This window comes from Persicirhabdus sediminis, assembly GCF_016595495.1.
GTDB lineage: Bacteria > Verrucomicrobiota > Verrucomicrobiia > Verrucomicrobiales > Akkermansiaceae > Persicirhabdus > Persicirhabdus sediminis.
This window is the reverse complement of record NZ_JAENIM010000039.1, coordinates 482836-506606: the sequence shown is the minus strand read 5'-3', so window position 1 is coordinate 506606 and position 23771 is coordinate 482836. Positions and strand designations below refer to the sequence as shown.

The following is a 23771-nucleotide window of genomic DNA, read 5'->3' as shown; positions in this document are numbered from 1 at the left end:
CGCCTTGAGCCAATCGGCTTAACTGACCTGCCTCTAATGAAACTAACTGGCCTGCGCGATGACGATTATTACATGAGTCATTAGGCCGCTAACGCGGGTAAATAGACTCGCCCTAGCCTACTAATTTCATTGTTCTTGGGCTTTAATCGGCACAGGTGGGGAGAATTTTTTCCACTGCCACAAAAAAATCACCCCTATATCTATCTCAGATCCATAAAGATGTGACAGCTGCCATGAGTTTATTTCTACTAAACTGGTTGATCCATGAAAAAAAATTGTAACGATCCAGTATTTTAAAAGATATAAAGGTAATGATTACAAAGACAGTATAAGCCGTCTTTGCCATAAACTACGCTGATCCCTGTTGCATTGCAGGTAGGGTCGCTATCGACTTTTCAGCAAAAACTCTAAGTCGCACCACCCTCCTAACGATCATCATCACTCACACCAACTAACAATTAGTCAAACGAGCTGCCTGACAAAATTAATCTCCCCACTCTCTCAGCTAAATACCAGTGCTAGATCAACAACTAATCATTGCTAGAAACCAATTACTATCAATAGCCCAAATTATTATATGATGAAAAAATCCTACCTCGCAGCCTTAACACTTCCATTTATTGCAGCTGGGAGCCTGCATGCAGAAGACACTTCTCGGCCCAATATCATTCTCATGATGGCAGATGACCTTGGCTGGGGAGATGTTGGTTATAATGGCAATACCGTCATCAAAACACCAAGCATCGACCAGATGGCGGAGCAAGGCGCCCGCCTTGATAGATTTTATGCCGCAGCGCCAGTCTGCAGCCCAACACGCGCAAGCGCCCTAACTGGTCGTCACCCATACCGCACTGGTATCTTTTCAGCTAACTTAGGCATCCTTCGCCCAGAAGAGGTCACGATTGCTAAAGTTTTAAAACCCTTAGGCTACGCAACGGGTCATTTTGGCAAGTGGCACCTCGGCACACTCACAGCCACCGAGAAAGACGCTAACCGCGGCGGCCCAAAATCAGCACACCTACTTAACCCGCCAACTGATCACGGCTTTGATACCTATTTCGCTACTGAGTCCAAGGTGCCTACATGGGACCCGATGAAACTACCTGAAAAGATCGAAAAACCAGGCAGCAAAGGCTTCGGCTGGTCGTACATCAAAGAAGGTGAAGCCTACAAAGACTACGGCACCGCCTACTGGACACCTGAAGGTAAAGCGACTGAGAACCTGGACGGCGACGACTCACGTGTCATCATGGACCGCGCCATTCCTTTCATCGAGGAAGCCGTGAAAAACGACAAACCATTCTTCACCGTGATCTGGTTCCACACACCACACCTTCCCTGTGTCGCTGGCCCAGAATACGCCGAAATGTATAAAGATTTAGATTTCAAAATGCAGCAATACGCTGGCTGCATTACCGCCATGGATGATCAAATTGGTCGCCTGCGCACCAAGCTCGACGAGCTGGGCGTAGCTAACAACACCATGGTTTGGTTCTGCAGTGATAATGGTCCTGAAAGCAGTGGCAAATCACCAGGCTCATCTGGCGAATACAGTGGCCGCAAACGCAGCCTTCACGACGGTGGCGTACGTGTCCCTGGCGTCATGGTTTGGCCAAATGTTGTATCATCACCAATGACCATTTCTGCACCAATCGTAACCTCAGACTATCTACCAACTATCGTTGAGGCTGTAGGCGCCAAAAAACCGCCATACGAGTTAGACGGTGTTAGCGTACTCCCATTACTCAAAGGCGAATCTATCAAACGTGACCCAATCGGCTTCATCTTCAAAGGCGTAGAGGCATTTAACGGCGAGAAATACAAATACTACCGTTCTAGCAAATCAATCGAACTCTACGACATGGAGAATGATCCATACGAAAAAAACAATATCGCCGACCAGCACCCGGAAATTGTTGAGCAGTTCAAAAAACAAATCAAAGCCTGGCACGCATCATGCCGTAGCAGCTTTGAAGGTGCAGAGTACGGCACTGATTCCCTAGAGCGCGTCGAGCAAGATTACCCAGAAGTCCTCGGCGCAAATTAACCCCCAGTCATCACTATTAACAACACTCTAGCTAAATGAAAAAGATCATCTCAAGCATTCTACTAACAGCATCGCTAACATTTGCCCAAGCAGAGACCCAAGAGAAACCTAACTTCCTGTTCATCATTGCAGATGACCAGTGCTGGGAAACAGTGGGCTGCATCGGCGGTGAAGTCATCACCCCAAGCCTCGACCGTCTGGTAGATAACGGTGTGAGCTTCCGCCGCGCCTACAATATGGGATCATGGACTGGCGCCATCTGCATGGCGAGCCGCCACATGTTCAACACCGGCTACAAAGTCTGGGATTGTAAAAACCTCAAAAGAGGCAAACCCAAAAATGACTCCAAGAAGCCAGCGAAGAAACCATCCACAAAAGGCATTGATCTTCCACTCTCATGGAGTCAGCACCTGAGCAAGGCTGGATACAAAACCTATTTCTCCGGCAAATGGCATGTTAATTCCTATCAGCCAGCTGAAGTCTTTGATGTTGTAGGCACCATTCGTGGCGGCATGCCAAGACAAACACCAGAGGGATACAACCGCCCTAAAGATGAAAATGACAAAACCTGGCTGCCATGGGATAAGTCCAAAGGTGGCTTCTGGCAAGGCGGCACCCACTGGAGTGAAGTTCTACGCGATGAGGCAGTCGACTTCATCGACACTGCAGCCAAGGAAGATGATCCATTTTTCATGTACATCGCCTTTAACGCGCCACACGACCCACGTCAGGCGCCTAAAGAATTCTTCGACATGTACCCGATAGATAGCATCAAGCTGCCAAACAACTTCATGGAAGCCTATCCCTATCAGGACAAACTCGGCCGCGGCAAAGATGGTCGTGACGAGAGCCTAGTGCCATTCCCGCGCACCGAGTATTCAGTGAAGGTAAACCGCGCGGAATACTATGCGCTGATTACTCATATGGATGTGCAGATTGGCAAAATCCTCGATGCCTTAGAAGCTTCTGGCAAACTCGATAATACCTACATTTTCTACACAGCCGACCACGGTCTAGCTGTTGGACACCACGGCTTTATCGGCAAGCAGAACCTCTACGAGCACAGCATGGGCGCACCGCTCATCATCAACGGACCTGGTCTAGAAAAAGGCAAACGCATCACCGAGAATGTTTACATTCAGGACATCATGCCCAGCACGCTCGAGCTAGCTGGCGTAGAGGTTCCAGAAAAAGTCTTCTTCAAGAGCCTGATGCCGCTGGCCACTGGCGAGACTGACAAAGGACGCGACCACATTTACGGTGGATTCCTGATGGACCAACGCAGCATTCTGCAAGGTGACTGGAAATTGATCTCCTACCCAACTATTCCAAAATTCCGCCTGTATAACATCAAGAATGACCCAGACGAAATGAATGACCTAGCTGAAAACCCAGAACACGCTGGCAAACTGCAGTCACTCAAAATACTCCTCGTCGAAGAAATGGAGCGCCAAAACGACCCGCTTCTTGAAACATACCCACGCTAAGCTAACTGCTAGCTGAACTAATCAAATAATACCCCCTAGCGAGAAACCCATTAGACAACTAATGGGTTTCTTCACGTCTACACATCCAGCAAAAAAAATACGCTAACTAACCCAGCTAACGATACCTGACGGTCAGCCAGCGAGGGTAATTTTCAGCAAAAAAAGTGGCGCAGCTAGACAATCTAGCTACGCCACAGCAAATGCGTATATCCGCTATGCTTTGAGGGTCTTATCGCCAAGCACAACGAGCTCGACGGCCCCTTTCAGAGTTTGATCAATGAAGGGTGTATTTTGGCTATTAGACTTGAAGTTAGCTGCTGAGAATGTCGTTTCTCCAGCTGGATCAAACAAAACAAGGTTAGCAGCTTCACCTTCGGCAATCACTGCTGGCGCCTCGCCCATCAACTTACGCGGGTTTGCTGAGAAGCTCGCCGCTAGCGTGGACCAGCTAAGCTTCCCTTCACTTACAAATCTATCGAAGAGAGAAATAAGCGCGGTTTCTAGACCAATGATGCCATTCGGCGCAGTCATGAAATCTTGCAATTTTTCAAATGGCGTGTGCGGCGCATGATCGGTAGCAATCACGTCGATGGTGCCATCATTCAAACCCGCTAACAATGCCTCACAATCATCGCGCAAACGCAGTGGTGGGCAAACTTTGAAATTGGTATCGTAGTTGCCAATGCACGACTCATCAAACATCAGATGATGCGGAGTGACTTCAGCACTAACACTAGCGCCACGAGCTTTCCACTGGCGGATGATTTCCACACCCGCAGCCGTACTAACGTGCTGGATGTGAACATGAGCACCAGCGTGTTGCGCTAGGCGAATGTCTCTATCAATGCACATTTCCTCACCGCAGGCTGGAGTGCCTTTGATACCTAGCTGGTAGGAAATTTCGCCGTGGTTGATCGCTCTATCATTCTGCAGCTCAGGTGTGGCACAGTGGCTTGCAAAAAATAACCCTAGCTCGCTAGCGTACTCCATCGCACGCATTAACACTGAAGGGTCGGCAACTGGTGATGGGTCGTCTGTGAGCATTTTCACGCCTAACTTACGCATGCCATCGACGCCAGAGAGTTCGACGCCAGCGCGACCTTTAGTGATACTACCAGCTATCTGCAGCGGGATGCGTGAATCTTCTGCCGCAATCTCACGGATTGTCCTAACGATAGCCGCAGAGTCAATACATGGCGTGGTATTTGGCATCATCACAAGTCCGGTGATGCCGCCATTGATAGCGGCCTCAGTGCCTGATGCGATTGTCTCTTTCACCTCAGCTCCAGGCTCGCGCAGATGCACGTGCATATCATACATGCCCGGAAGCAATACTTTGCCTTGGCCGTCGATTTCGCGCTCAGCTGATGTTTTTAAATCCTGGCCGATTTGTTTGATCGTACCATTTTCTATCCACACATCCGCTAGCTGGATTTCGTCTTGACCAGCATTGGCAATGGTCACCTTTTTGATAAGTAATGACATAACAATAAATATGTGAGTGGTTTCTAGCTGGCTGAATCTTCTGAGGTTCCCGGCTTGAGCGAATAAAGCACAGCCATTCGTGCGGCGATGCCATTTTCTACCTGCGTATTGATTAGGCTCTTGGAGTAATCCATCACCGCATCACACAGCTCAACACCGCGGTTAACTGGCCCTGGATGCATGATGTAGGTGCCATTGTCTTCAATCTGTTTGAAGCGCTCAGTGGTTACCCCGTAAAGTTTGTGATACTCGCGCAGGCTTGGGAAATATTGCACATCTTGGCGCTCCATCTGCACGCGCAGCAGGTAGACAACGTCCGGCGCCCACGCCATCGCTTCTTCGTAGTTAGTAAATCGGCGCACGCCCTTTGGTCCATGTTTTGGCACCAGCGGGCCAGGTCCTAACCAAGCCACTTCCACACCAATTTTGCGCATCAAGTTAGTCGTCGAGCGCGCCACGCGGCTGTGCAAGATATCACCAACGATGAGGATTCTGCGGCCGTCCGTTTGCGGGAAAACTTCGCGGAAAGTAAAGCCGTCTAGCAACGCCTGTGTTGGGTGAGCGTGTTGTCCATCACCCGCATTGATCACACTCGCCTTGGTCTCTCTAGCAATCACGCCTGGCAGCCCAGATAGTTTGTTGCGCACAATAATGTAGTCCGTACGCATCGACTGCAGCGTATCGATCGTGTCTTTGACGGACTCCCCTTTCACCACCGATGAATGCGGCACGTCGAAGTTAGTTACGTCAGCTGATAGTCGCTTAGCCGCCACTTCAAATGACGACAGCGTGCGTGTGCTTGGTTCGTAAAACAAGTTAAGCACGGTTTTTCCCTTCAGCGCGGGAACCTTCTTCACCGAGCGAGTGAATAAATCTTTAAAAGGCACAGCCTGATCGAGCAGCTCTTCAATCTCAGCTCGGCTCAGCGATTCAATATCCAAAAGGTCCTTGCGTATCATTAATTTCTGATGGGTTGAAATATTTAAAATAAAAGAAAACCGCAGCCAAGATCGAGATGATGATCATGAAACATGCGTGGTGGCGCGACCGTGGTTTGCGCCAATAAATCAAAAGCGCTGGCAGTAATCCTACGCCAGCTAGAAAACTTAACAAATACCCAATGATCAAAACCACCGGGTGAGCCGCCATCTTCTCGACATGAGCAATTGGCGGGCGCGTCTGAAATGCATTGCGTGCGCGAATTTCATCTAACTCGCGACGGCTACGTTTCTGACTGGGGAGGGAATTCATTAACTTTGTGCTCGGTGAACCAGAATCTCATCTACTCCATCGGTATTTTTGAGATGCACCACGACATCATCTAGTCGTTCTGTCTCAATGGAGATGCCAACATAATTTGGCTCGATTGGCAACTCTCTGTGACCACGATCGACTAACACCGCCAGCTCAACACCAGCGGGACGACCGTAATCCATTAGCGCATCAATCGCTGAGCGCACTGTGCGGCCTGTGAATAATACGTCATCTACCAAAATCACTTTGGCGCCATCAACAGCAAATGAAATCTCACTCGCCTGCAGCTTCGGGTTTGCGCTGAGGTGATTGAGGTCGTCACGATAGAGTGAAATATCGAGAATACCAAAGTCTAACTCTACCCCTTTGGCTTCCAGCTGGGATTTCAAGCGCAAGGCCACTTCGTCACCGCGGCTGCGCAAACCTATCAGGGCAAATTTCTCACCTGCATATTTCTCAACAATAGCTCCAGCCAGCTGCTCGACAGCTTCAGCCATTTTGTCTTCTCCCATATTCATATCAATGTGCTCGGCCTCGGCCCGCTGACATTGATTATCGACATGTCCACATAATTGCAAGCTGGCATATGTCTACAGCTAGAAATTTATCAAAATAACAAAAACGGCCCCACATATTGTGGAGCCGTAAAAAAACTAACTTCCGCGGAAACTATCTACCTCTGCGCAACAGAAGCCCCATAGCACCCATGGCAACCAAAGCCAACGCGCTGGGTTCAGGAATCGGATCCGTAGTCATGGTAAAGGACATGCCTCGATTACTAACTTTTCCACTGCCATCACCTTTATTATCACTAGGTGTATATTGGTCATCCCCTTCTACCACCCCCCAGCTGAAGGTCAACTCAGAGACATTGGTATAGGCTAAGCTAATAGAATTCTCATCACCAAAACTACCAGCCACTTGATAGCTAGTGGTATAATTCAAAGCATCGTAAGAGCCTGTTGCTTGAGTCGCGCCTCCTGTCCCCACATTTCCTTGCACATGAGCACCGTCGCCCTGAGCCTTTACATAAACATCGTCTCCACTCACTTGGAGGTTATCGCCGAGCACATAATACTCAGCTAGCGACAAATCTGTGTTGAAGATTTCCGTACTATTACGTCCTACCCCATCGCCCAATACTCCTTGCGACTCAATGTCAGTCACCCCCCAGGTAAGGCTTGAAAATGTGTAAGCTGTATCTATCCCGCTAACAACAAAGGAGAGCGTTGCAGTAGCCATAGGGTCTAGCTGATAACTCCCTCTTATTTGGAAATCTCCACCAATACTGCTATACCTAGGGATACCATCTGCAGCAGGACTCCAGTCTGTAAATGCTTCACCATTATCAATGATTGCCCCCAGCGTGAGCACCGCATCTACCGAGACGCCATCAACATTCACAATATTGGTATAACGATATACAGCCCCTTCGGTTAACGCTACACCACTGGACAACGCGCGGTCACTAAAGTCGAATAATGTTGGAGTGGCTGCGATGGCCTGAGAACTGGCAAACGCAAGAAAAGTGAGGGTGTATAATTTAGATAAATCCATAATTTTATGTTACTTACTCCAGCATAAACACCTATATGAAATATGGAATCAAGACTAAATCGTTAGACTGACAGAGATTTTGTTATTTTGCCTGAAAAAATAATTTCCGCCGCGAATCTGGTACACAAATCAACTAACAACGAGCAAGCCCCCTATATGTATGGATTTGGGTTTGCCCTTTACCTGATTTCGGTGTTGAGTGCGCTTGGCCCGTACTGGATGTGCGCCTGGCCATTAACGACCGCAGAATTTCACACATCATGATACCAAACGTACTCGCCGAACGCTACGCCTCCAAAGCCATCGCCAACATCTGGTCTGCAGAAGGCCGCATCATTCTCGAACGCGAATTTTGGATCGCGGTCATGAAGGCACAACAAGACCTCGGCTTGGACATTCCGCAACAAGCCATCGATGACTACGAAAAAGTCAAAGAGCAGGTAAACCTCAAGTCTATCATGGACAGAGAGCGCATCACCCGCCACGACGTGAAATCTCGCATCGACGAATTCTGCGACCTCGCAGGCCACCAGCACATTCACAAAGGCATGACCTCTCGTGACTTAACGGAAAACGTTGAGCAACTGCAGGTCTACCGTTCGCTCCTCATCATCCGCGACAAAACCGTAGCCGCTCTAACGGCGATGTCAAAGCGCTCACAACAGTGGCGCGACCTTGTCATCACTGGTCGTACTCACAACGTTGCCGCCCAGCCAACTACCTTCGGCAAGCGCATTGCCATGAATGGTGAAGAACTGGCTGACTCACTTACTTCTCTTGAAGCTCTCATTTCTAGCTACAAAGTTCGCGGACTCAAAGGTGCTGTAGGCACCCAGATGGACCAACTTTCACTTTTCGACGGCGACGGCGCACGCGCAGCTGACCTCGAAGAGCGCGTTTGCAAACACCTCGGCATTCCTAACGTCTTCACTAACGTAGGCCAAGTTTACCCACGCTCGTTAGACCTCCGCACCGTTTCTGCACTGCTCGATCTAGCCTCTGCTCCATCATCATTCTGCACCACACTGCGCCTGATGGCTGGCCACGAAACTGCTTCTGAAGGATTTGCTCCTGGGCAAACTGGCTCAAGCGCCATGCCGCACAAAATGAACTCACGTTCATGCGAGCGCGTCAATGGTTTCCAAACCATCCTCAAAGGATACCACACCATGGCTAGCGGCCTAGCTGGTGACCAGTGGAACGAAGGTGATGTATCTTGCTCAGTCGTGCGCCGCGTGATGCTGCCAGACGCATTTTACGCTATCGACGGACTTTTTGAAACTTACCTAACGATCTTCAACCAGATGGATGCATACCCAGCTGTGATCGAAGCTGAAAATGCTCACTACCTGCCATTCCTGATGACCACAACCATCATGATGGAAGCCGTGAAAACTGGTGTCGGTCGCGAATCTGCACACAAAGCCATCAAGGAAAATGCCGTCGCTACCGTGGCTGCCCTGCGCACGCGCGAGATCTCACACAATGATCTCATCGAGCGTCTAGCCAATGACGATCGTGTACCACTTTCTCTCAGCCAGCTGGAAGAAATCATGGAAAATAACAAAGCTTCTACAGGAACTGCCACTCAGCAAGTTGACCAATTTGTAAAGCATGTTACCGCTGTGGGCGAGAAATACCCAGCTGGTGCAGCCTACCAGCCTGGTGACATTCTCTAATCTCATCACACCCTACATCACCCATGAAAGCAGCCCTTTTATTAAACCTAGGCTCGCCTGACTCTACTGAGGTAGCTGACGTGCGCGCCTACCTCGACGAGTTCCTATCAGACGAGCGCGTGCTAGACATGCCAGCGTGGAAGCGCACGCTTCTACTCAAGCTCATCATTCTACCAAAACGCTCACCTGAGTCAGCGGAAGCATATTCTGAAGTGTGGACCGACGAAGGTTCACCGCTCGTCGTCACCAGTGAGCACCAGCAGGAAAAAGTAGCTAACGAGTTAGACATCCCAGTCTACCTAGCAATGCGCTACGGCAACCCATCTATCCGCGACATCATCAGCCAGATCAAAAAAGATGGTGTCACCGAGCTTTTCATCATGCCGCTGTACCCACAGTACGCGATGTCTAGCTACGAGACCGTTGTGGTCAAAGTCATGGAAGAACTCGCTGAGCAAGCGCCATCTATCAAGACTGGACTCCTGCAGCCATTCTACAAAGATCCTCAGTACATCAGCGCCCTAGCTGACTCTGTTAAAGATGAACTCAAGGAAGACACCGACCTCCTCCTAATGAGCTTCCACGGCATCCCTGAGCGCCACGTTCGCATCAGCGACCCGTCGCACTCACATTGCCTAGCTAAGCCAGATTGCTGTGTGAATCCGCACCCGTGCCACGCTACTTGCTACAAACACCAGTGCCTAACGACAGCTGATTTGCTAACCAAAGAACTCGGCCTAGCCGATAACAAGGTTGCCGTATCCTTCCAATCTCGCCTACTCAAAGATCCATGGTTAGGACCATATACCGACTTTGAGCTAGAGCGCTTCGCTAAAGAAGGCGTCAAAAAGATCCAGGTCATCTGCCCGGCATTTGTTGCTGACTGCCTCGAAACTCTCGAGGAAATTGGCATGCGCGGAAAAGAAGATTTCATCGCCGCTGGTGGTGATTCACTCGAGCTCATCCCATGTGTTAACGAGCACCCGAGCTGGATCAAATACCTCGTCGACCAAATCGAAGATTGGGCAAAATAATTCATTCCAGCTGGCTAGCCAGCTAGAATCACATTTCTCTATCAACAAGAAAAGCGGCTCCAATCGGAGTCGCTTTTTTTATTTCACGTCAAGCTAGGCTAACGTAGTTCGATTATTCGCGGATGCGCTGAACACCCACCAAATAGGCAAGCAAATCTTTTTCGTCAGCTTTCTCCAAGCCGGCATTCCAGTTCATCTGATGCCACTTTGCCTTGCTCATATCATCAGCAATTTTGTACTCGTGACACTGACCGCACTGAGTTTGATAGATCATATATCCACGAGTCACCGTAGCCAGATCCGAGTCGGCGGCCGAAGCAATGCGCAATGTCGGCTCAGGCGCGCTGTAGGCATTCTCTTCTGAGTGAGTCAAATACGCACACGAGCTAACCAAACAAATAGCAGTCAACGAGCTGATGAGTTTCTTCATGCCCAACACTTGCCCGATGCAGGTCAGCTTGACGAGTGAAAAAGCTGGCTTTTTTCTGCGCTCAAACACCAAACAAATCTCCAGCTAGAACGAATCAGATAGAATTTTAAACATAGCCAGCTCGACTGCTCCCAATAAAAACCACTACGCCACAGCTGCCACATCAAAAAAAATCACCGCCGAATCAGCCAGCTGAGCTAACTATTCGACGGTGAGAAATACTAACTTAAAGCGTAAATATTAGAGCTTACAGCTTAGTGCTCAGCTCGCCAAGAGGTGGAGCAAAAGTCGTCAGATCGATACCTTCAACAGCGACTTTATATTCATCCATGCTCGGAGTTCTTCCGAGAATAGCGGAAAGCACCACCACTGGAGTAGATGCTAACAATGACTCACCTTTCTTACGATCTGAGTCAGCAACAACACGCCCCTGGAACAATCGAGTCGAAGTCGCCATTACCGTATCACCTTTCTCAGCCTTCTCCTGGTTACCCATGCAGAGGTTGCAACCAGGGCGCTCGAGGTACATCATGTTTTCGTATTCAGTGCGAGCAGTGCCCTTAGGCGCGCTGTCATCGAAAACAAACCCTGAGTATTTCTGCAGAATGTCCCAGTCACCCTCAACTTTAAGCTCATCAATGATGTTATATGTTGGAGCAGCAACCACGAGTGGCGCTTGGAATTCTACTTTACCCTGCTGAGCTTCTAGGTTCTTGAGCATTTGTGAGAGAATCTTCAGGTCACCTTTGTGCACCATGCATGATCCAACAAATCCAAGATCAACCACTTTCTCACCACCGTAGAATGATAGCTCACGGATGGTATCGTGGGTGTAACGCTTAGAAACATCTTCGTTGTGAACGTCTGGATCGGCGATCATTGGCTGATCGATCAGATCGAGATCAACAACAAACTCAGCTGAATACTTAGCGTTAGCATCTGGTGTTAGCGCTGGGTTTTCACCTGACTTGATTTCAGCAATGCGGTTGTTAGCCTTATCAATCAATCCCTGAAGCACCTGACCTTCATTGTCCATGCCCTTGTCGATCATGATCTGGATACGACCTTTAGCAATCTCGAGAGACTCGATGAGTGTCTCATTTTCAGAAATACAGATAGACGCCTTAGCTTTCATCTCTGCGGTCCAGTCAGTGAAAGTGAACGCCTGATCAGCTGGCAGTGTGCCAATGTGCACTTCAATAATGCGTCCCTGGAAAACGTTCTCGCCAAACTTCTGCAGCATCTGCGCCTGAGTAGCGTGAACCACATCACGGAAGTCGACGTGCTTTTTCAGCTCACCTTTGAAGGTCACTTTAACAGATTGTGGAATTGGCATGGTCGCCTCACCTGTAGCGAGCGCCAGTGCAACGGTTCCGGAGTCAGCACCAAAAGCGACACCCTTAGACATTCTGGTATGTGAATCGCCACCGATGATGATGTCCCAATCGTCAACTGCTAGATCGTTGAGAACCTTGTGAATCACGTCTGTCATTGCGTGATACTTATCTTCAGGGTCACGCGCAGTGATGAGACCAAACTTCTGCATGAAGCTCATCAGCTTAGGAATGTTAGCCTGGGCTTTTTTATCCCAAACAGAAGCAGTGTGACAGCCAGACTGATAGGCTGCATCTACTGTTGGAGAGATGACGGTGGCCGCCATCGCTTCCAGCTCCTGAGCAGTCATCAGACCAGTAGTATCCTGTGAACCCACGATGTTCACCTTAACACGAACATCAGATCCTGAGTGCAGCACAGCACCTTCAGTGACACCAACTGCATTCTTGTTAAAGATTTTCTCAACCGCTGTGAGACCTTGGCCTACGTTAGAGATTTCTTTAGCTGGAGCAAATACAGTCTCAACGTCGACGCCGAGAGTCTGCGATGCAAATGTCTGAAGTTTCTTACCAAACACAATTGCGTAAGAACCACCAGCCTTGATGAACTCAAGCTTCTGTGGTGTGAGTGCTGAAGAAATATCAACTAGCTCTTGCTCACCATTGTAGAGCTTCTTGGTCTTGGTGTTGATCGTTAGAACCGTACCAGTATCCACTGAGTATGTCTGCTCGAGAACTGGCTCGCCGCTTTCGTCAGTTACAGTCTCGCCGTTAGCGTCAGTCTTTTTGACCCAGTTTTTCAGGTCAAGGCCGATGCCGCCAGTTACGTCTACGGTAGTTAGGAAAATTGGTGAAATCCCGTTAGTTCCAGCTACGATTGGAGCGATATTAACAAATGGCACATACTGGCTGGCCTGACGACCAGTCCAAAGCGCCACATTATTCACGCCTGACATTCTTGATGATCCCACCCCCATGGTGCCCTTCTCAGCGATGAGCATAACGCTCTTGCCGAGGTTAGCTTTCTGCAGCTCAGTGATTTCCTTTTGTGCTTCTACAGAAATCAGGCACTTGCCGTGCAGTTCGCGGTCTGAGCGTGAGTGAGCTTGGTTACCTGGTGAAAGTAGGTCGGTAGAAATATCACCTTCCGCAGCCACATAAGTGACCACGTCGATTTTCTCCTGCACTTCTGGCAGCTTAGTGAAAAACTCAGCTTTAGAGTAGCTCTCGAGGATTTCTTTAGCTAGCGCATTACCAGCTTCGTAGGCAGCGGCTAGTCTCTCTGTATCCGCTTCGTACAAGAACACCTGTGTTTTGAGTACTTCAGCTGCTTGTTTGGCAGTCACCTCATTATCGCCAAGGGCGATGTCGAGCAGCACCTCGATAGATTGACCACCCTTCATGTGTGAAAGCAGCTCGAAAGCAAAATCAACAGTGATCTCAGGAACTACGGCGTCACCAAGAATGATTTCTTTAAGGAAGTTTGCTTTTTGGACCGCTGCAGGAGTTGTGCCTGGCAGGGTGTTATAAATTAAAAAATTGAGCGAACTTTCTCTGTGTTCATTATCAAGATCTTTGATCTGGGCAATGATTTCACTAGTCAGTTCACCGCTGTCAATTGGCTTAGGGTTCAGGCCTTCGCCCTTACGCTCTTCAATCTCGTTTAAATAGTCTAAATACAGCTTCATCGTTCTGCGTGGCAGTCTCTACTGGAGCCTCGATATTTCAAGAAGATTTTACGTCACGCCAGCGGATAGACACCAACAATCGAATTGTTGATTATTACGGAAATTGAACTCCGCAGTGAATCGATCATCGATTTTACTAAATTGCCCCACCGCATGGCACCACAATCAAGCCAATTTCAGCTAGCACGATGGATAACTAGCCCGACCAGCTAGAACATAACCACCAGCCAAATTTATTTTCCGCCGCTACTATTCTGCGCCATCGTCAGCAAGTGCTTGGCTTCCCGACCGCTGATAGACTCGCTATCTAGCAGCGCGTTAGCAATCGACTTCACCGCCGACCAAGTCGCCTGATCGCGCAACATGTGATTCACCTTATCCAGCGTGCGATGAACAAGTTTCTCCATCTGTCTTTGATTTCCAGCACGCTGGCTAGCTAGCTTCTGCACCATCATTAGGTCCTGCTGCGCTCCAGCTACATTATATCGCCCAGCCACTCGCCCTTCTGCCGCCATGCCAGCTAACAAAATCAACATCTCAGACTCCAATGCATCCTGAGCTTTTTTACTTCTCCCCTTGCTCATGTGGCACGAGCCTAGCCGATTCTGTGATGGAATAATGCTCACCTTTTGCACCGGCCGACCAACCAACAAGGCCACCACCGCATGGCCAGCTTCATGAAATGCTGTGAGCTTCTTTTTCCCTTCCATCAACTCGGCATAAATGACTAGCCAGCCAGCGGCAAGGGCAGAAAAAATAAACCCACATCGCCAATGAGATTTGTTGACAATCCGCAAACCATGACCGAAGAAATGGGCATGTACGAAGCCCGTGGCAAAATCAAACTCATTTCCGACCTGCAGACATTCAACCGCGGATTCACCAAGCGTGAATTTGTTATCACCACTGAAGATAGCAAGTATCCACAAGACATCAAATTTGAAACTGCTAGAGATAAAACTGCTCTGCTCGACAACCTACAGGTAGGACAAGAGGTCAGCGTCAGCTTCGATATCCGCGGAAATGAATACAACGGCAAATACTACGTCAACCTCAACGCATGGAAAATCCAAGCCGGCGGCCAGCAACAACAGCAACAACAAGCTCCAGCTAACAACTTTGGTTCCGAGCCAAGCTTCGTTGAAGATAACAGCTTCGGCGAGCCATCAGTAGAAGACCTTCGTGGCGACGAGCCACCGTTCTAAGCTCACACAATCCAGCTAACTGGATCATTTAATAAAAAAAGTCAGCCCAATTACGGGCTGACTTTTTTTATGTAGCTAGAATCACTCTAGCTGGAAAATCTTTAGAAGATACGATTACTTACCGCATTCTTTTTTCTTAGTGCAGGTGTCTTTCTTTTTCTCGCAGCCTGATTCGTTTTTCTTGTCGCACTTCTCAGTCTTCTCTTTGCCGCCGCATGTGCTTTTCTCTTTGCCGCAGTCTGAGGCCATTGCGAATGGAGCCGCCATGATGAATCCGATTACTGTAATTGCTTTGATCATATTATTGTAGTTAGTGTTAGTTTTTAATCTAATCCTCCAACTCGAGAGGTAACAATAATACATAGTCGCAATCGCTAATATTTCATATTATTTCTCACTATCGACCGTTTAAACCAAAGCCCCCTAACCACTAACGGCCTGCGACATAGGCCATTTCCAGCTGACAAAAAAATTATATCCATCGACTGATTCGCCCAGTAAAAAACTATCACACTGCCCTGCGAATCAAAACCATCAACCACAAGGGCTGTTATTTCACATAATCGATTGCCCCTCATTCACATGTGGCACATATCATCAATTCCTCAGCAAAACCCTAGTTTACAGGTAAATTAACATCGACAGCTGGCACTGAGGAAATATTTTAGCATGTCATCACCGTTTCCCTCCGGATCATTTTGACCACTTCTATATCCCACATGCAATCCATACCCAAAGCCGCGCCGCTAACACGTCTTCTAATCCCCTTGCTTAGCCTAGGCGCCGTGATCATTTCCAGCTCTGTGGCCAAATCTGCAACACTCTACGAAACGACATTTCCCGCTAATAATACAAATGCGTCCATTGCTTCGGTCGGCTGGAGCGCATGGGCGCAACACAACGCAACGGGCCAAAGCCAACTCACAGATCTGTCCGCATCAAATGCTGGCGTCGGCGCCACCACATCGAATGGAGCTTATGCCTATTTTGCACCTCAGAAAGCACCATCAATCGGCGGCGATACCATTAATTCACCAGCCTTATTATTCACCGAAGCCAATAACTTCAGCCAGCTAGAAGAAATTGAATCTATCACCATTGAATGGATTGGCGACAATACAAATGCCAAGATCCAGCTCGCGGCTGAAATTGACGGTCAATGGCATGTCCACCAAACGTCATTTACCGACAGCCGCAACAATCCAGGAAGCGGTGCCACACCGAGATCTGATAGCTATTTGATCAATAGCTCCGCTACCGCGAATGATTGGAAATTGCTCAATAATGTCCAGCTAGGCACCTCTAGCCAGCTAGCCGTTGGATCTGCAGCGACCGATGTCTCAGGAACAATAACAAATATTGGATTGTTGATAGATGCAGGAAGTACAGCCACTTCAGCTGGCGATCACCTAAGAATCAAACAATTTACCGTAAGCTCAGACACACCAGCTAACGATACGGGTTTCACCCCGCAACGCGAGCGTCCCAACATCCTCATCATCATGGTGGACGATCTCAAGGACGTGCCGGCATTCACTGACCAGAACCCTGATGCGCTAACTCCCAATATGGACAAGTTGGCAGCGCAAGGCACGGTGTTCAAAGATGCCCATTGCAACTATGCACTATGCGGGCCGTCGCGCGCCTCACTCATGTCGGGGCTGAGCCCTGCGACAATGGGCTTTGACGGCCACATGAGCAACAGCGCCGTGAAAAATCGTGCGCTTGAATTAGGCGGTTTGGTCATGGAGACCCATTTTCGCAATCAAGGTTATAAAGTTTTTGCTGGAGGCAAAATCTATCACCTCGGATCTAACGCGGACACCGTAGACCAGTCTGGCGGAACCCGTGCATTTGGCAGCCACGAGGGCATGGAGTGGGATCAAAATAAAACCTCTACCGACTGGGGAGTGCCTAGCTATGGCGATAGTGACGCCAACTTTTCAGATTACAAAAATGGCAACTTTGCCGTGGCGCGTCTTGAAGAAGAACACGACAAACCATTCCTTCTGATGGTCGGCTTTGTCCAGCCACATGTGCCTTGGTACACACCGCAAGCATACTTTGACCGATTTCCTAACATGGATGCACTCCAGCTATCGCGCTACGAAGCTGATGACATGGACGACGTGCCAGCTGAGGCGAAGCGCTTGAGCATTGGATCGCAATACCCAAACCTAGCTGAGGTAAATGGCAGAGAGCCTATCACTACGCAACAGCGCCGCGAAATCATGCAAGCCTACCTCGCCTGCACCGCCTTTACTGACGATCAAGTTGGGCGTGTGCTCGATACGCTAGCAGACAGCCCGTACGCAGATAATACCATCATCATTTTGATGTCTGACCACGGCTACCATCTGGGAGAAAAAGGCCTCTATCAAAAGCACTCACTGTGGGATTGCTCAACCCGCATCCCATTTGTCGTCGCCGGCCAGATCAATACAGTGGATACCAGCTACACCGTTCCCTCACAGGTGATTGATGACAAACTCATCAGCCTGCTAGACCTCTATCCAACAGTGCAGGATTTTGCCGGCATAGACAAAAACCCGATGCTCGAAGGACGCAGCATCAAGCCACTCATCGACAACCCACAGATCAGATGGGATTACCCAGCCGTCACCACACTGCTAGGCAATAACCATGCAGTGAAAACTAACGACTATTGTTATATTCTATGGAATAACGGCGAGGAAGAACTCTACGACCGCATCAAGGACCCCGATGAAATTACTAATCTAGCTGGAGATTCTAGCTACGATGAAATCAAATCCCAGCTGGCGCTACACCTGCCTACCAACTTGCGCTCGCCAGATTTTGTTTCCAGATTCGTCATCAACTCGGGCAGCGACGCCAGCGTCTACTTCAACGCTCTACTCGCAGCTGGAAAAGTCCGCATTTACGACGAGGCCATTTACGATAGCAATACCATCGTCGAAGGCATGCGCCTCAACACCGTGACCGACGGCAAAACCTATACGATGTCATTAGAACCAGCCACCAGCTTTGGCCAATGGCGCATTGATAACTTTTCTATCGATGAACTCAGAGACCCAGCTACATCGGGCACCCAATCTGACAAAACCATGCTCAGCTACGCGCTGGAAGCACAGTCAGCTGGTTCATGGATTACCCTAACGCCAGCTGGCCCAAATAATCGACCACAGCTAGAACTTAGCCAGATCGCTAACCGTGATGACATCAACCTTTACCTGCAGCAATCCACTAGTCTGGCCGAGGGTGATTGGACAACCATCGCCCAGAGCCTAGCTGGAGGAACGCTCACCGCTACAAATGGCGCGACGATCTACCAACAATCCGGCAGCAATCCGGTTCAATTTAAAATCCTATCAGATCAAAAATCTAACGATGAGCCAGCTGGATTTTACCGCATACTCATTGTGCCAAATTTCTAGCTGACAAGCCATGCAGACCAGCCGGAAACTAACGGCCTAATCATCCAGCAGGCTCTTGAGGTTGGCAAAGAAGTTCTCTGTATCTTCCTCGCTGGCCTCGGCGCCCATGATATCGTCGTAATGTTCGTGGGAGAGGAATTTAGGATCCATTTCGCCCATGAACTGGCTAGCTTGCCCCATCACCTCTTCGCCGTATTTTTTGCGGCGCGCACACCAAGTCATGGCGAGTCGTTCGCCAGCGCGGGTGATGCCGACATAAAACAAGCGGCGTTCTTCATCTAGAGTGCCTTCTTCCACACTGCGCTTGTGAGGCAAAATCCCCTGCTCCAGCCCAACCAGATAAACCAGCGGATACTCGAGACCCTTGGATGAATGCAGAGTGATCAATGTGACCCCACGTTGTTTTTCCAAATCATCATCGTCCTTGTCGCGCTCCAGCGAGGTATCATCGAGGAATTTCTGCAAAGTTTTCCCGCGGCGCGATGCCTGATGCAGCGCTGAGATCACCTCAGACATGCCCTCGTGGCGCATGTCGCGCTCGCTCTCGGTTTTGCAGTTACGTTTGACCCACTCGATGTATTCGATCTCCGCCATCATGCGCTTGAGGATCTCAGATTTATTTTCGCGGCACGCTTCCATTTCCTCGCGGTAGCGCTCGACCATCTCACTGAATGCTTGCACCGCCTTGAACGCGCGGGTGGATAAATTTTCTTTCGCTTCAGGGCTGCCCATCGCTTCCCACACACTGCATTGTTTTTCGCGGCTGAGGTCGCTGAGCAAAATCGCTGACGAATTACCAATGCCACGCGGTGGCGCATTGAGGATACGCAGCAGGTGCACGTCGCTGGTTGGATTGGCTAAAACATGCAGGTAGGACAAGGTATCACGCACCTCTTTGCGGTCGTAAAAACTCTGCGCGCCAACCATACGGTAAGGAATCTTCAGCTCGCGCAGCGCGTGCTCGAGCTTGCGGATCTGGCCATTGGTGCGGAAAAGAATCGCGATATCTTCCAGCGGGCGTTTATTGACAAAATGGGTCTCGTGAATTTCCTCGGCGATGAATTCCGCCTCTTCTTCATCACCAGGCATGGCGATGACTCGCAATTTATCACCACCAGCTCGCACCGCGCGCAGCTGCTTCTCGCGGCGGCCAATATTATTGACGATCACTGAGTTCGCCGTGTGAATGATGGCCTCCGAGCTACGGTAATTTTCCTCCAGCCGGATGATGTGCGGATCTGGGAAAAAGCGCTCGAAGTTGAGGATATTGGTCACATCCGCACCGCGCCAGCCGTAAATACTCTGGTCATCATCACCCACCACGCAGACGTGGTGCTCAGGGCTCTTCACCAGCTGCTGCAGTAGTTTCATCTGCAGGCCATTGGTATCCTGGAACTCATCCACGGTGATGCGCTTAAATTGATCCTGCCAAACCGCTCGCACGTCGGCATGCTCACGCAACAGCCGCTCACCCAGCACCAGCAGATCATCAAAATCGATGGCATTCTGCGCGCGTAGTTCGTTTTTATACGCGTTGGCTAGATCTTGTAAAAATTCGTCGTCAGCCATTTCAGGCACGTGCTCGCCATTTTTCTCCTTCGAGATATACGACAAGATCACGCCGGGCTCGATTTTCTCCTGAATGCCACCTTTGCGAATGATCAGCTGCTTCATCGTGCCTGTCTGGTCATTGCCGGTGAAAATAGTGAAATTTTTCTTATACCCGAGCTTCTCAATATCCTGACGCAGCAGCCGCACACACAATGAGTGGAAGGTACAAACCGTCACTTCTTTGCCTGCTGATTTGCTCACCATGCCAGCCACCCGCTCGCGCATCTCCGCCGCCGCTTTATTGGTAAAGGTCAGCGCCAGAATATTCTCTGCCTTCACGCCCAGCTCGATCATGTGGGCGATGCGACAAGTCACCGTGCGCGTTTTTCCCGTGCCCGCTCCCGCTAGGATGAGCACTGGTCCATCGACATTTGATACCGCATCGCGCTGGGCTGGATTGAGACTGCTAAAGTTAAACGACATGCGGCGCGTTCTTAGCCAGCCAGCCGCCGCTCGTCAACCATCGAGAATGACCACATTGCACAAGACGTTTAGCCGCAGCTCGTAAGCGCCCCATTTCCAGCTAGCTGGATCATCCAGCTGACAAAACAAAAAAGCCACGAGGCAATCACCCCGTGGCTTTGGTAAATTATTTCCAGCTGGCTGGATTAAGCATTTTGTTCAGCTGACTTCTCAGCCATCTCAGCTTTAAGCTTCGCATTACGCTCTTTGAGAAGCACTTGAATCTCGTGGGCACGGTCTTCAGTGAGTCTGTAGCGCGCAATCATGGTGAGAGAAAAGGCACTCAATAACAGAGGCACACCAATCTCGATAAGACGGATCCAGAGCAGAATGTCTGGCGCCTGCATTTTCAGCTTCATGGAATCCACTTGCACGACGTCGAGCTCTTTCTTCAGCGCCTCAAGATCTTGCATGTGCAGCTCAGGTGATTCTTTCACCTTTTTGTAGAATGTCTCGATCTCAGCCAAATGAGTGAGCAGCTCAGCATAGTGCTCGGATCGCTCGTGATCACCCAGCTCGTCTACTCGCTGATTGAATAGCTTGATAGTTTTCTCTGTCGCTTCCAGCGCTGAATCAGTTTGCTCGATCAATTCCTCCTGAGTGAATTCGTCATTAGCATTCACGCGTCTGTGACCTGTCACAAAACGAATAGCATTCTCGATTGGCGCTGTCGCCTTATCTTGCCATGTTGGCGGCACAGGTGGCAGACCCTTAGCCAGCTCGTTGTCGACATTTTCAATCAACACAGCTGCTGGCCCGAGCACACCGTCCACCTCCGTTGTCTGATCGGTATCAAACTGGCTGACAGTAAGTAGAGCACCGGTACCAAAACTTGCAAAAGCCATGCCCATCTTGATGAACCACCAAAATACCGCGTAGTAGCTACCCTGTTTCCGAACCCCTGTTTTCAAATCATCTTCATCACAAACGTCAGCAACCATAGAAGCAGCCATGGTGAAGAAGAATACCATGCCGATAGATAAGAGCACGGTTGGGATCAAAACCAGATACGGCATATCTGGATTGTAACAGAAGATTTTAGAAATCTGCGCTGAACACATCAGCAAGATAGAAATCATCAGCGCCTTGGATTTACCAAACATGCGACCAACGGTTGGCAGCAAGAGAACGGCAAATACACCAGTCACCGCCCAGACGGTACCCGTGGTACCAAGGAGTTTACCAGCAGCGGCGATGTCACCACCGTAGAGGTAGAAAATATTAATGTAGTAACTGAAAATACCTACAAAGTTGAATCCAAGCGCCACAATGAAGATAATGGCAACCAGAGCAATGAATGTCTTATTGGTCACGGTAACCTTCATGTCGTGCCAAAATGGAGTTTTCTCCATATTATTGACTAGCTCAGCATCTGGCTCACGAGTCGCCAAGAACCACCAAATCACCAGCGGAATCAAAATCATAGCGATCACCATGGAGACGTATCTCATGCCGTCACTGATGGTGCCGCCTGTACCACTGAAGGCACTCCAAGTAGCCAGCGCGATCAACCATGGAGTACCCATGGCAAACAAATTACCAAAGAAGCTCTTAGCACTGAATAAACGAGTCCGCTCGTTGGAGTCCTTAGACATCTCCATGCCAAGGGCACCGTGAGGAATCTCAAACATTGTACACGCTGTGTAAAAAACCAGCAAGAAAGCCAAGATATAAGCGAGCTGGGCGTTGTCAGTCAATCCATCTGGCACCCACCACATCAATACAAAACTAATCGCAACCCCTAGGCCACCCCAGAGAATATACGGGCGACGACGACCAAAACGAGTCCGGGTATTATCTGAAATATGACCCATCAGCGGGTCGGTAACCGCATCCCAAAGACGCGGGAAAATCATAATGACACCGAGCCAAAAAGCACTCAGACCAAGTCCGATGTTACCAATGACGCCCATCAGCTGACCGGCGATGTTGAACAAAGCAATCGGGATCAATCCGCCAAATCCATAGGCAATCAGCCTACTCAACGGGATTCTATCCTCCAATGCGGTTACGTGTTGTTTCCTCTTTTTTTCGCTCACTTGATTTTTCTAGGTTAATGTATCTGCTCTTGTTAAAGGCATGTACGTTATGACATCTGACAATTATGCAAAGATTTGCATTTTGCACCAGACGTATGATCAATTGCGTGGAGACACTGCCACAGCATCACTCCTTCACCAGTCAAAAATCAAACTTTGCGAGGGAATTCACACGATCGGCCATATTCTTGCACCAATAGCCCGCAGAACAAACTTTTGACGCACCAGCTGACGCTCTATTCAAAGAAATAATCAAACTTGCCAACTAGCCGAGTCGGTGGCGAAAAATCCATCTGGCTACTGACACTTCCAGCCGAGACAAACCATTGAAGACTTGCCTAATCGGCGCGCTACGTTTAGCGGTGGCGTATGGAAATTCGCAGCGAATGGATTGATTCCCACATCCCCTACGACGCCGGCATGCAGATGCAGCAGGAAAAACTGCAAGCCATCGTCGACGGCGATTGCCCAAACCATTATTACATGCTGCAGCACCAGCCGATCTACACCATCGGCCGCACACGTGATCAATCGTCGCTCGGCAACCCCGAGTCACTGCCACATCCGTATATTGAAATCAACCGCGGTGGCCAAGGAACCTACCACGGACCTGGCCAACTCACTGGCTACCCGATCATCAACCTGCGCACAGTTGGCAACGACCTGCACAAATACATCCGCGCGCTCGAGGAAGTACTCATCCGCACGCTAGCTGAATATGACATCACAGCTGGACGCCGCGACGGACTCACCGGCGTATGGATTGAAAATCGCAAAATTGCCTCGATTGGTGTGGGCGTTAGAAAATGGATCGCCATGCACGGATACGCCATTAATGTGACACGCGAGTCACTGCGTGGGTTTCAGGCCATCACCCCATGCGGCATTGCTGATGTCAGCATGACCAGCGTGGAAAGTGAACTCAACCAGCCGGTTGATATTCACAAATTTGCGCAAAAAACCATCAAACACCTGCAGGAAATCATGCACGAGATGGAGCAGGAGTTCATCAGCAAAAAACTCACCGAGTAGTTCCAGCCAGC

The 23771-nt window shown here is 49.4% G+C and carries 18 protein-coding genes; 7 read left to right on the top strand and 11 right to left on the bottom strand.

The annotated features are described in order from the left end of the window. Positions 1–577 precede the first annotated feature (577 nt). Complete coding sequence (locus JIN82_RS09570) at positions 578–2047, top strand: sulfatase family protein (RefSeq protein WP_200311405.1); 1470 nt, start codon at positions 578–580, stop codon at positions 2045–2047. A gap of 35 nt (positions 2048–2082) precedes the next feature. Next, positions 2083–3534: a sulfatase family protein gene (locus JIN82_RS09565; RefSeq protein WP_200311404.1), complete on the top strand. Its 1452-nt coding sequence runs from the start codon at positions 2083–2085 to the stop codon at positions 3532–3534. A 213-nt stretch (positions 3535–3747) separates the two neighbouring features. Here the strand turns inward: JIN82_RS09565 and JIN82_RS09560 are convergent, their stop codons facing one another. The 5 genes from JIN82_RS09560 to JIN82_RS09540 form a co-directional block, all read right to left on the bottom strand. Next, positions 3748–5019: a dihydroorotase gene (locus JIN82_RS09560; protein ID WP_200311403.1), complete on the bottom strand. Its 1272-nt coding sequence runs from the start codon at positions 5017–5019 to the stop codon at positions 3748–3750. A 23-nt stretch (positions 5020–5042) separates the two neighbouring features. Then, positions 5043–5978 carry an aspartate carbamoyltransferase catalytic subunit gene (locus JIN82_RS09555; RefSeq protein ID WP_200311402.1) on the bottom strand — a complete coding sequence of 312 codons (936 nt, stop codon included), beginning with the start codon at positions 5976–5978 and terminating at the stop codon, positions 5043–5045. Further along, positions 5950–6270 (bottom strand): hypothetical protein, encoded by a 321-nt coding sequence (locus tag JIN82_RS09550; protein WP_200311401.1) that lies wholly within the window; start codon positions 6268–6270, stop codon positions 5950–5952. The genes JIN82_RS09555 and JIN82_RS09550 overlap by 29 nt, the downstream gene beginning before the upstream one ends. Then, positions 6270–6791 carry a bifunctional pyr operon transcriptional regulator/uracil phosphoribosyltransferase PyrR gene (pyrR, locus tag JIN82_RS09545; RefSeq protein ID WP_200311400.1) on the bottom strand — a complete coding sequence of 174 codons (522 nt, stop codon included), beginning with the start codon at positions 6789–6791 and terminating at the stop codon, positions 6270–6272. Before pyrR ends, JIN82_RS09550 begins: the two co-directional genes overlap by 1 nt. 151 nt (positions 6792–6942) lie before the next feature. Beyond that, on the bottom strand, positions 6943–7830 hold the full coding sequence (locus tag JIN82_RS09540; protein WP_200311399.1) for a PEP-CTERM sorting domain-containing protein: 888 nt from the start codon (positions 7828–7830) through the stop codon (positions 6943–6945). Positions 7831–8090: 260 nt separating this feature from the next. Between JIN82_RS09540 and purB the strand changes: the two genes are divergently transcribed. Next, positions 8091–9509 (top strand): adenylosuccinate lyase, encoded by a 1419-nt coding sequence (gene purB, locus JIN82_RS09535; protein ID WP_200311398.1) that lies wholly within the window; start codon positions 8091–8093, stop codon positions 9507–9509. Positions 9510–9532: 23 nt separating this feature from the next. Then, positions 9533–10543, top strand: a complete 1011-nt coding sequence (gene hemH, locus JIN82_RS09530; protein ID WP_200311397.1) for a ferrochelatase — start codon at positions 9533–9535, stop codon at positions 10541–10543. Between the two features lie 112 nt (positions 10544–10655). Here hemH and JIN82_RS09525 read toward each other — a convergent pair whose 3' ends face one another. The 3 genes from JIN82_RS09525 to JIN82_RS09515 form a co-directional block, all read right to left on the bottom strand. Then, a complete protein-coding gene (locus JIN82_RS09525) occupies positions 10656–10973 on the bottom strand; it encodes a hypothetical protein (RefSeq protein WP_200311396.1) in 318 nt (105 codons plus the stop codon). A gap of 247 nt (positions 10974–11220) precedes the next feature. Further along, positions 11221–13995 (bottom strand): bifunctional aconitate hydratase 2/2-methylisocitrate dehydratase, encoded by a 2775-nt coding sequence (locus JIN82_RS09520; protein ID WP_200311395.1) that lies wholly within the window; start codon positions 13993–13995, stop codon positions 11221–11223. Positions 13996–14228: 233 nt separating this feature from the next. Further along, positions 14229–14705: a M50 family metallopeptidase gene (locus tag JIN82_RS09515; RefSeq protein WP_200311394.1), complete on the bottom strand. Its 477-nt coding sequence runs from the start codon at positions 14703–14705 to the stop codon at positions 14229–14231. A 63-nt stretch (positions 14706–14768) separates the two neighbouring features. Between JIN82_RS09515 and JIN82_RS09510 the strand changes: the two genes are divergently transcribed. Continuing rightward, on the top strand, positions 14769–15200 hold the full coding sequence (locus tag JIN82_RS09510) for a DUF3127 domain-containing protein (protein WP_234041890.1): 432 nt from the start codon (positions 14769–14771) through the stop codon (positions 15198–15200). Between the two features lie 114 nt (positions 15201–15314). On the opposite strand, the gene JIN82_RS09505 is transcribed toward JIN82_RS09510, so the two are convergent. Beyond that, positions 15315–15500 (bottom strand): hypothetical protein, encoded by a 186-nt coding sequence (locus JIN82_RS09505; protein ID WP_200311393.1) that lies wholly within the window; start codon positions 15498–15500, stop codon positions 15315–15317. A gap of 419 nt (positions 15501–15919) precedes the next feature. Between JIN82_RS09505 and JIN82_RS09500 the strand changes: the two genes are divergently transcribed. Continuing rightward, the gene (locus JIN82_RS09500) at positions 15920–18616 is read left to right on the top strand and encodes a sulfatase (protein WP_200311392.1); all 2697 of its coding nucleotides are present in this window, start codon (positions 15920–15922) and stop codon (positions 18614–18616) included. Between the two features lie 36 nt (positions 18617–18652). On the opposite strand, the gene JIN82_RS09495 is transcribed toward JIN82_RS09500, so the two are convergent. Together JIN82_RS09495 and JIN82_RS09490 are read right to left on the bottom strand one after the other, a co-directional pair. Next, positions 18653–20650 carry an ATP-dependent helicase gene (locus JIN82_RS09495; protein ID WP_200311391.1) on the bottom strand — a complete coding sequence of 666 codons (1998 nt, stop codon included), beginning with the start codon at positions 20648–20650 and terminating at the stop codon, positions 18653–18655. Between the two features lie 185 nt (positions 20651–20835). After that, on the bottom strand, positions 20836–22728 hold the full coding sequence (locus JIN82_RS09490; RefSeq protein ID WP_200311390.1) for an MFS transporter: 1893 nt from the start codon (positions 22726–22728) through the stop codon (positions 20836–20838). A gap of 369 nt (positions 22729–23097) precedes the next feature. Here JIN82_RS09490 and lipB point away from each other — a divergent pair, with 369 nt between their 5' ends. Further along, the gene (gene lipB / locus JIN82_RS09485; RefSeq protein WP_200311389.1) at positions 23098–23760 is read left to right on the top strand and encodes a lipoyl(octanoyl) transferase LipB; all 663 of its coding nucleotides are present in this window, start codon (positions 23098–23100) and stop codon (positions 23758–23760) included. Positions 23761–23771: the final 11 nt, after the last annotated feature.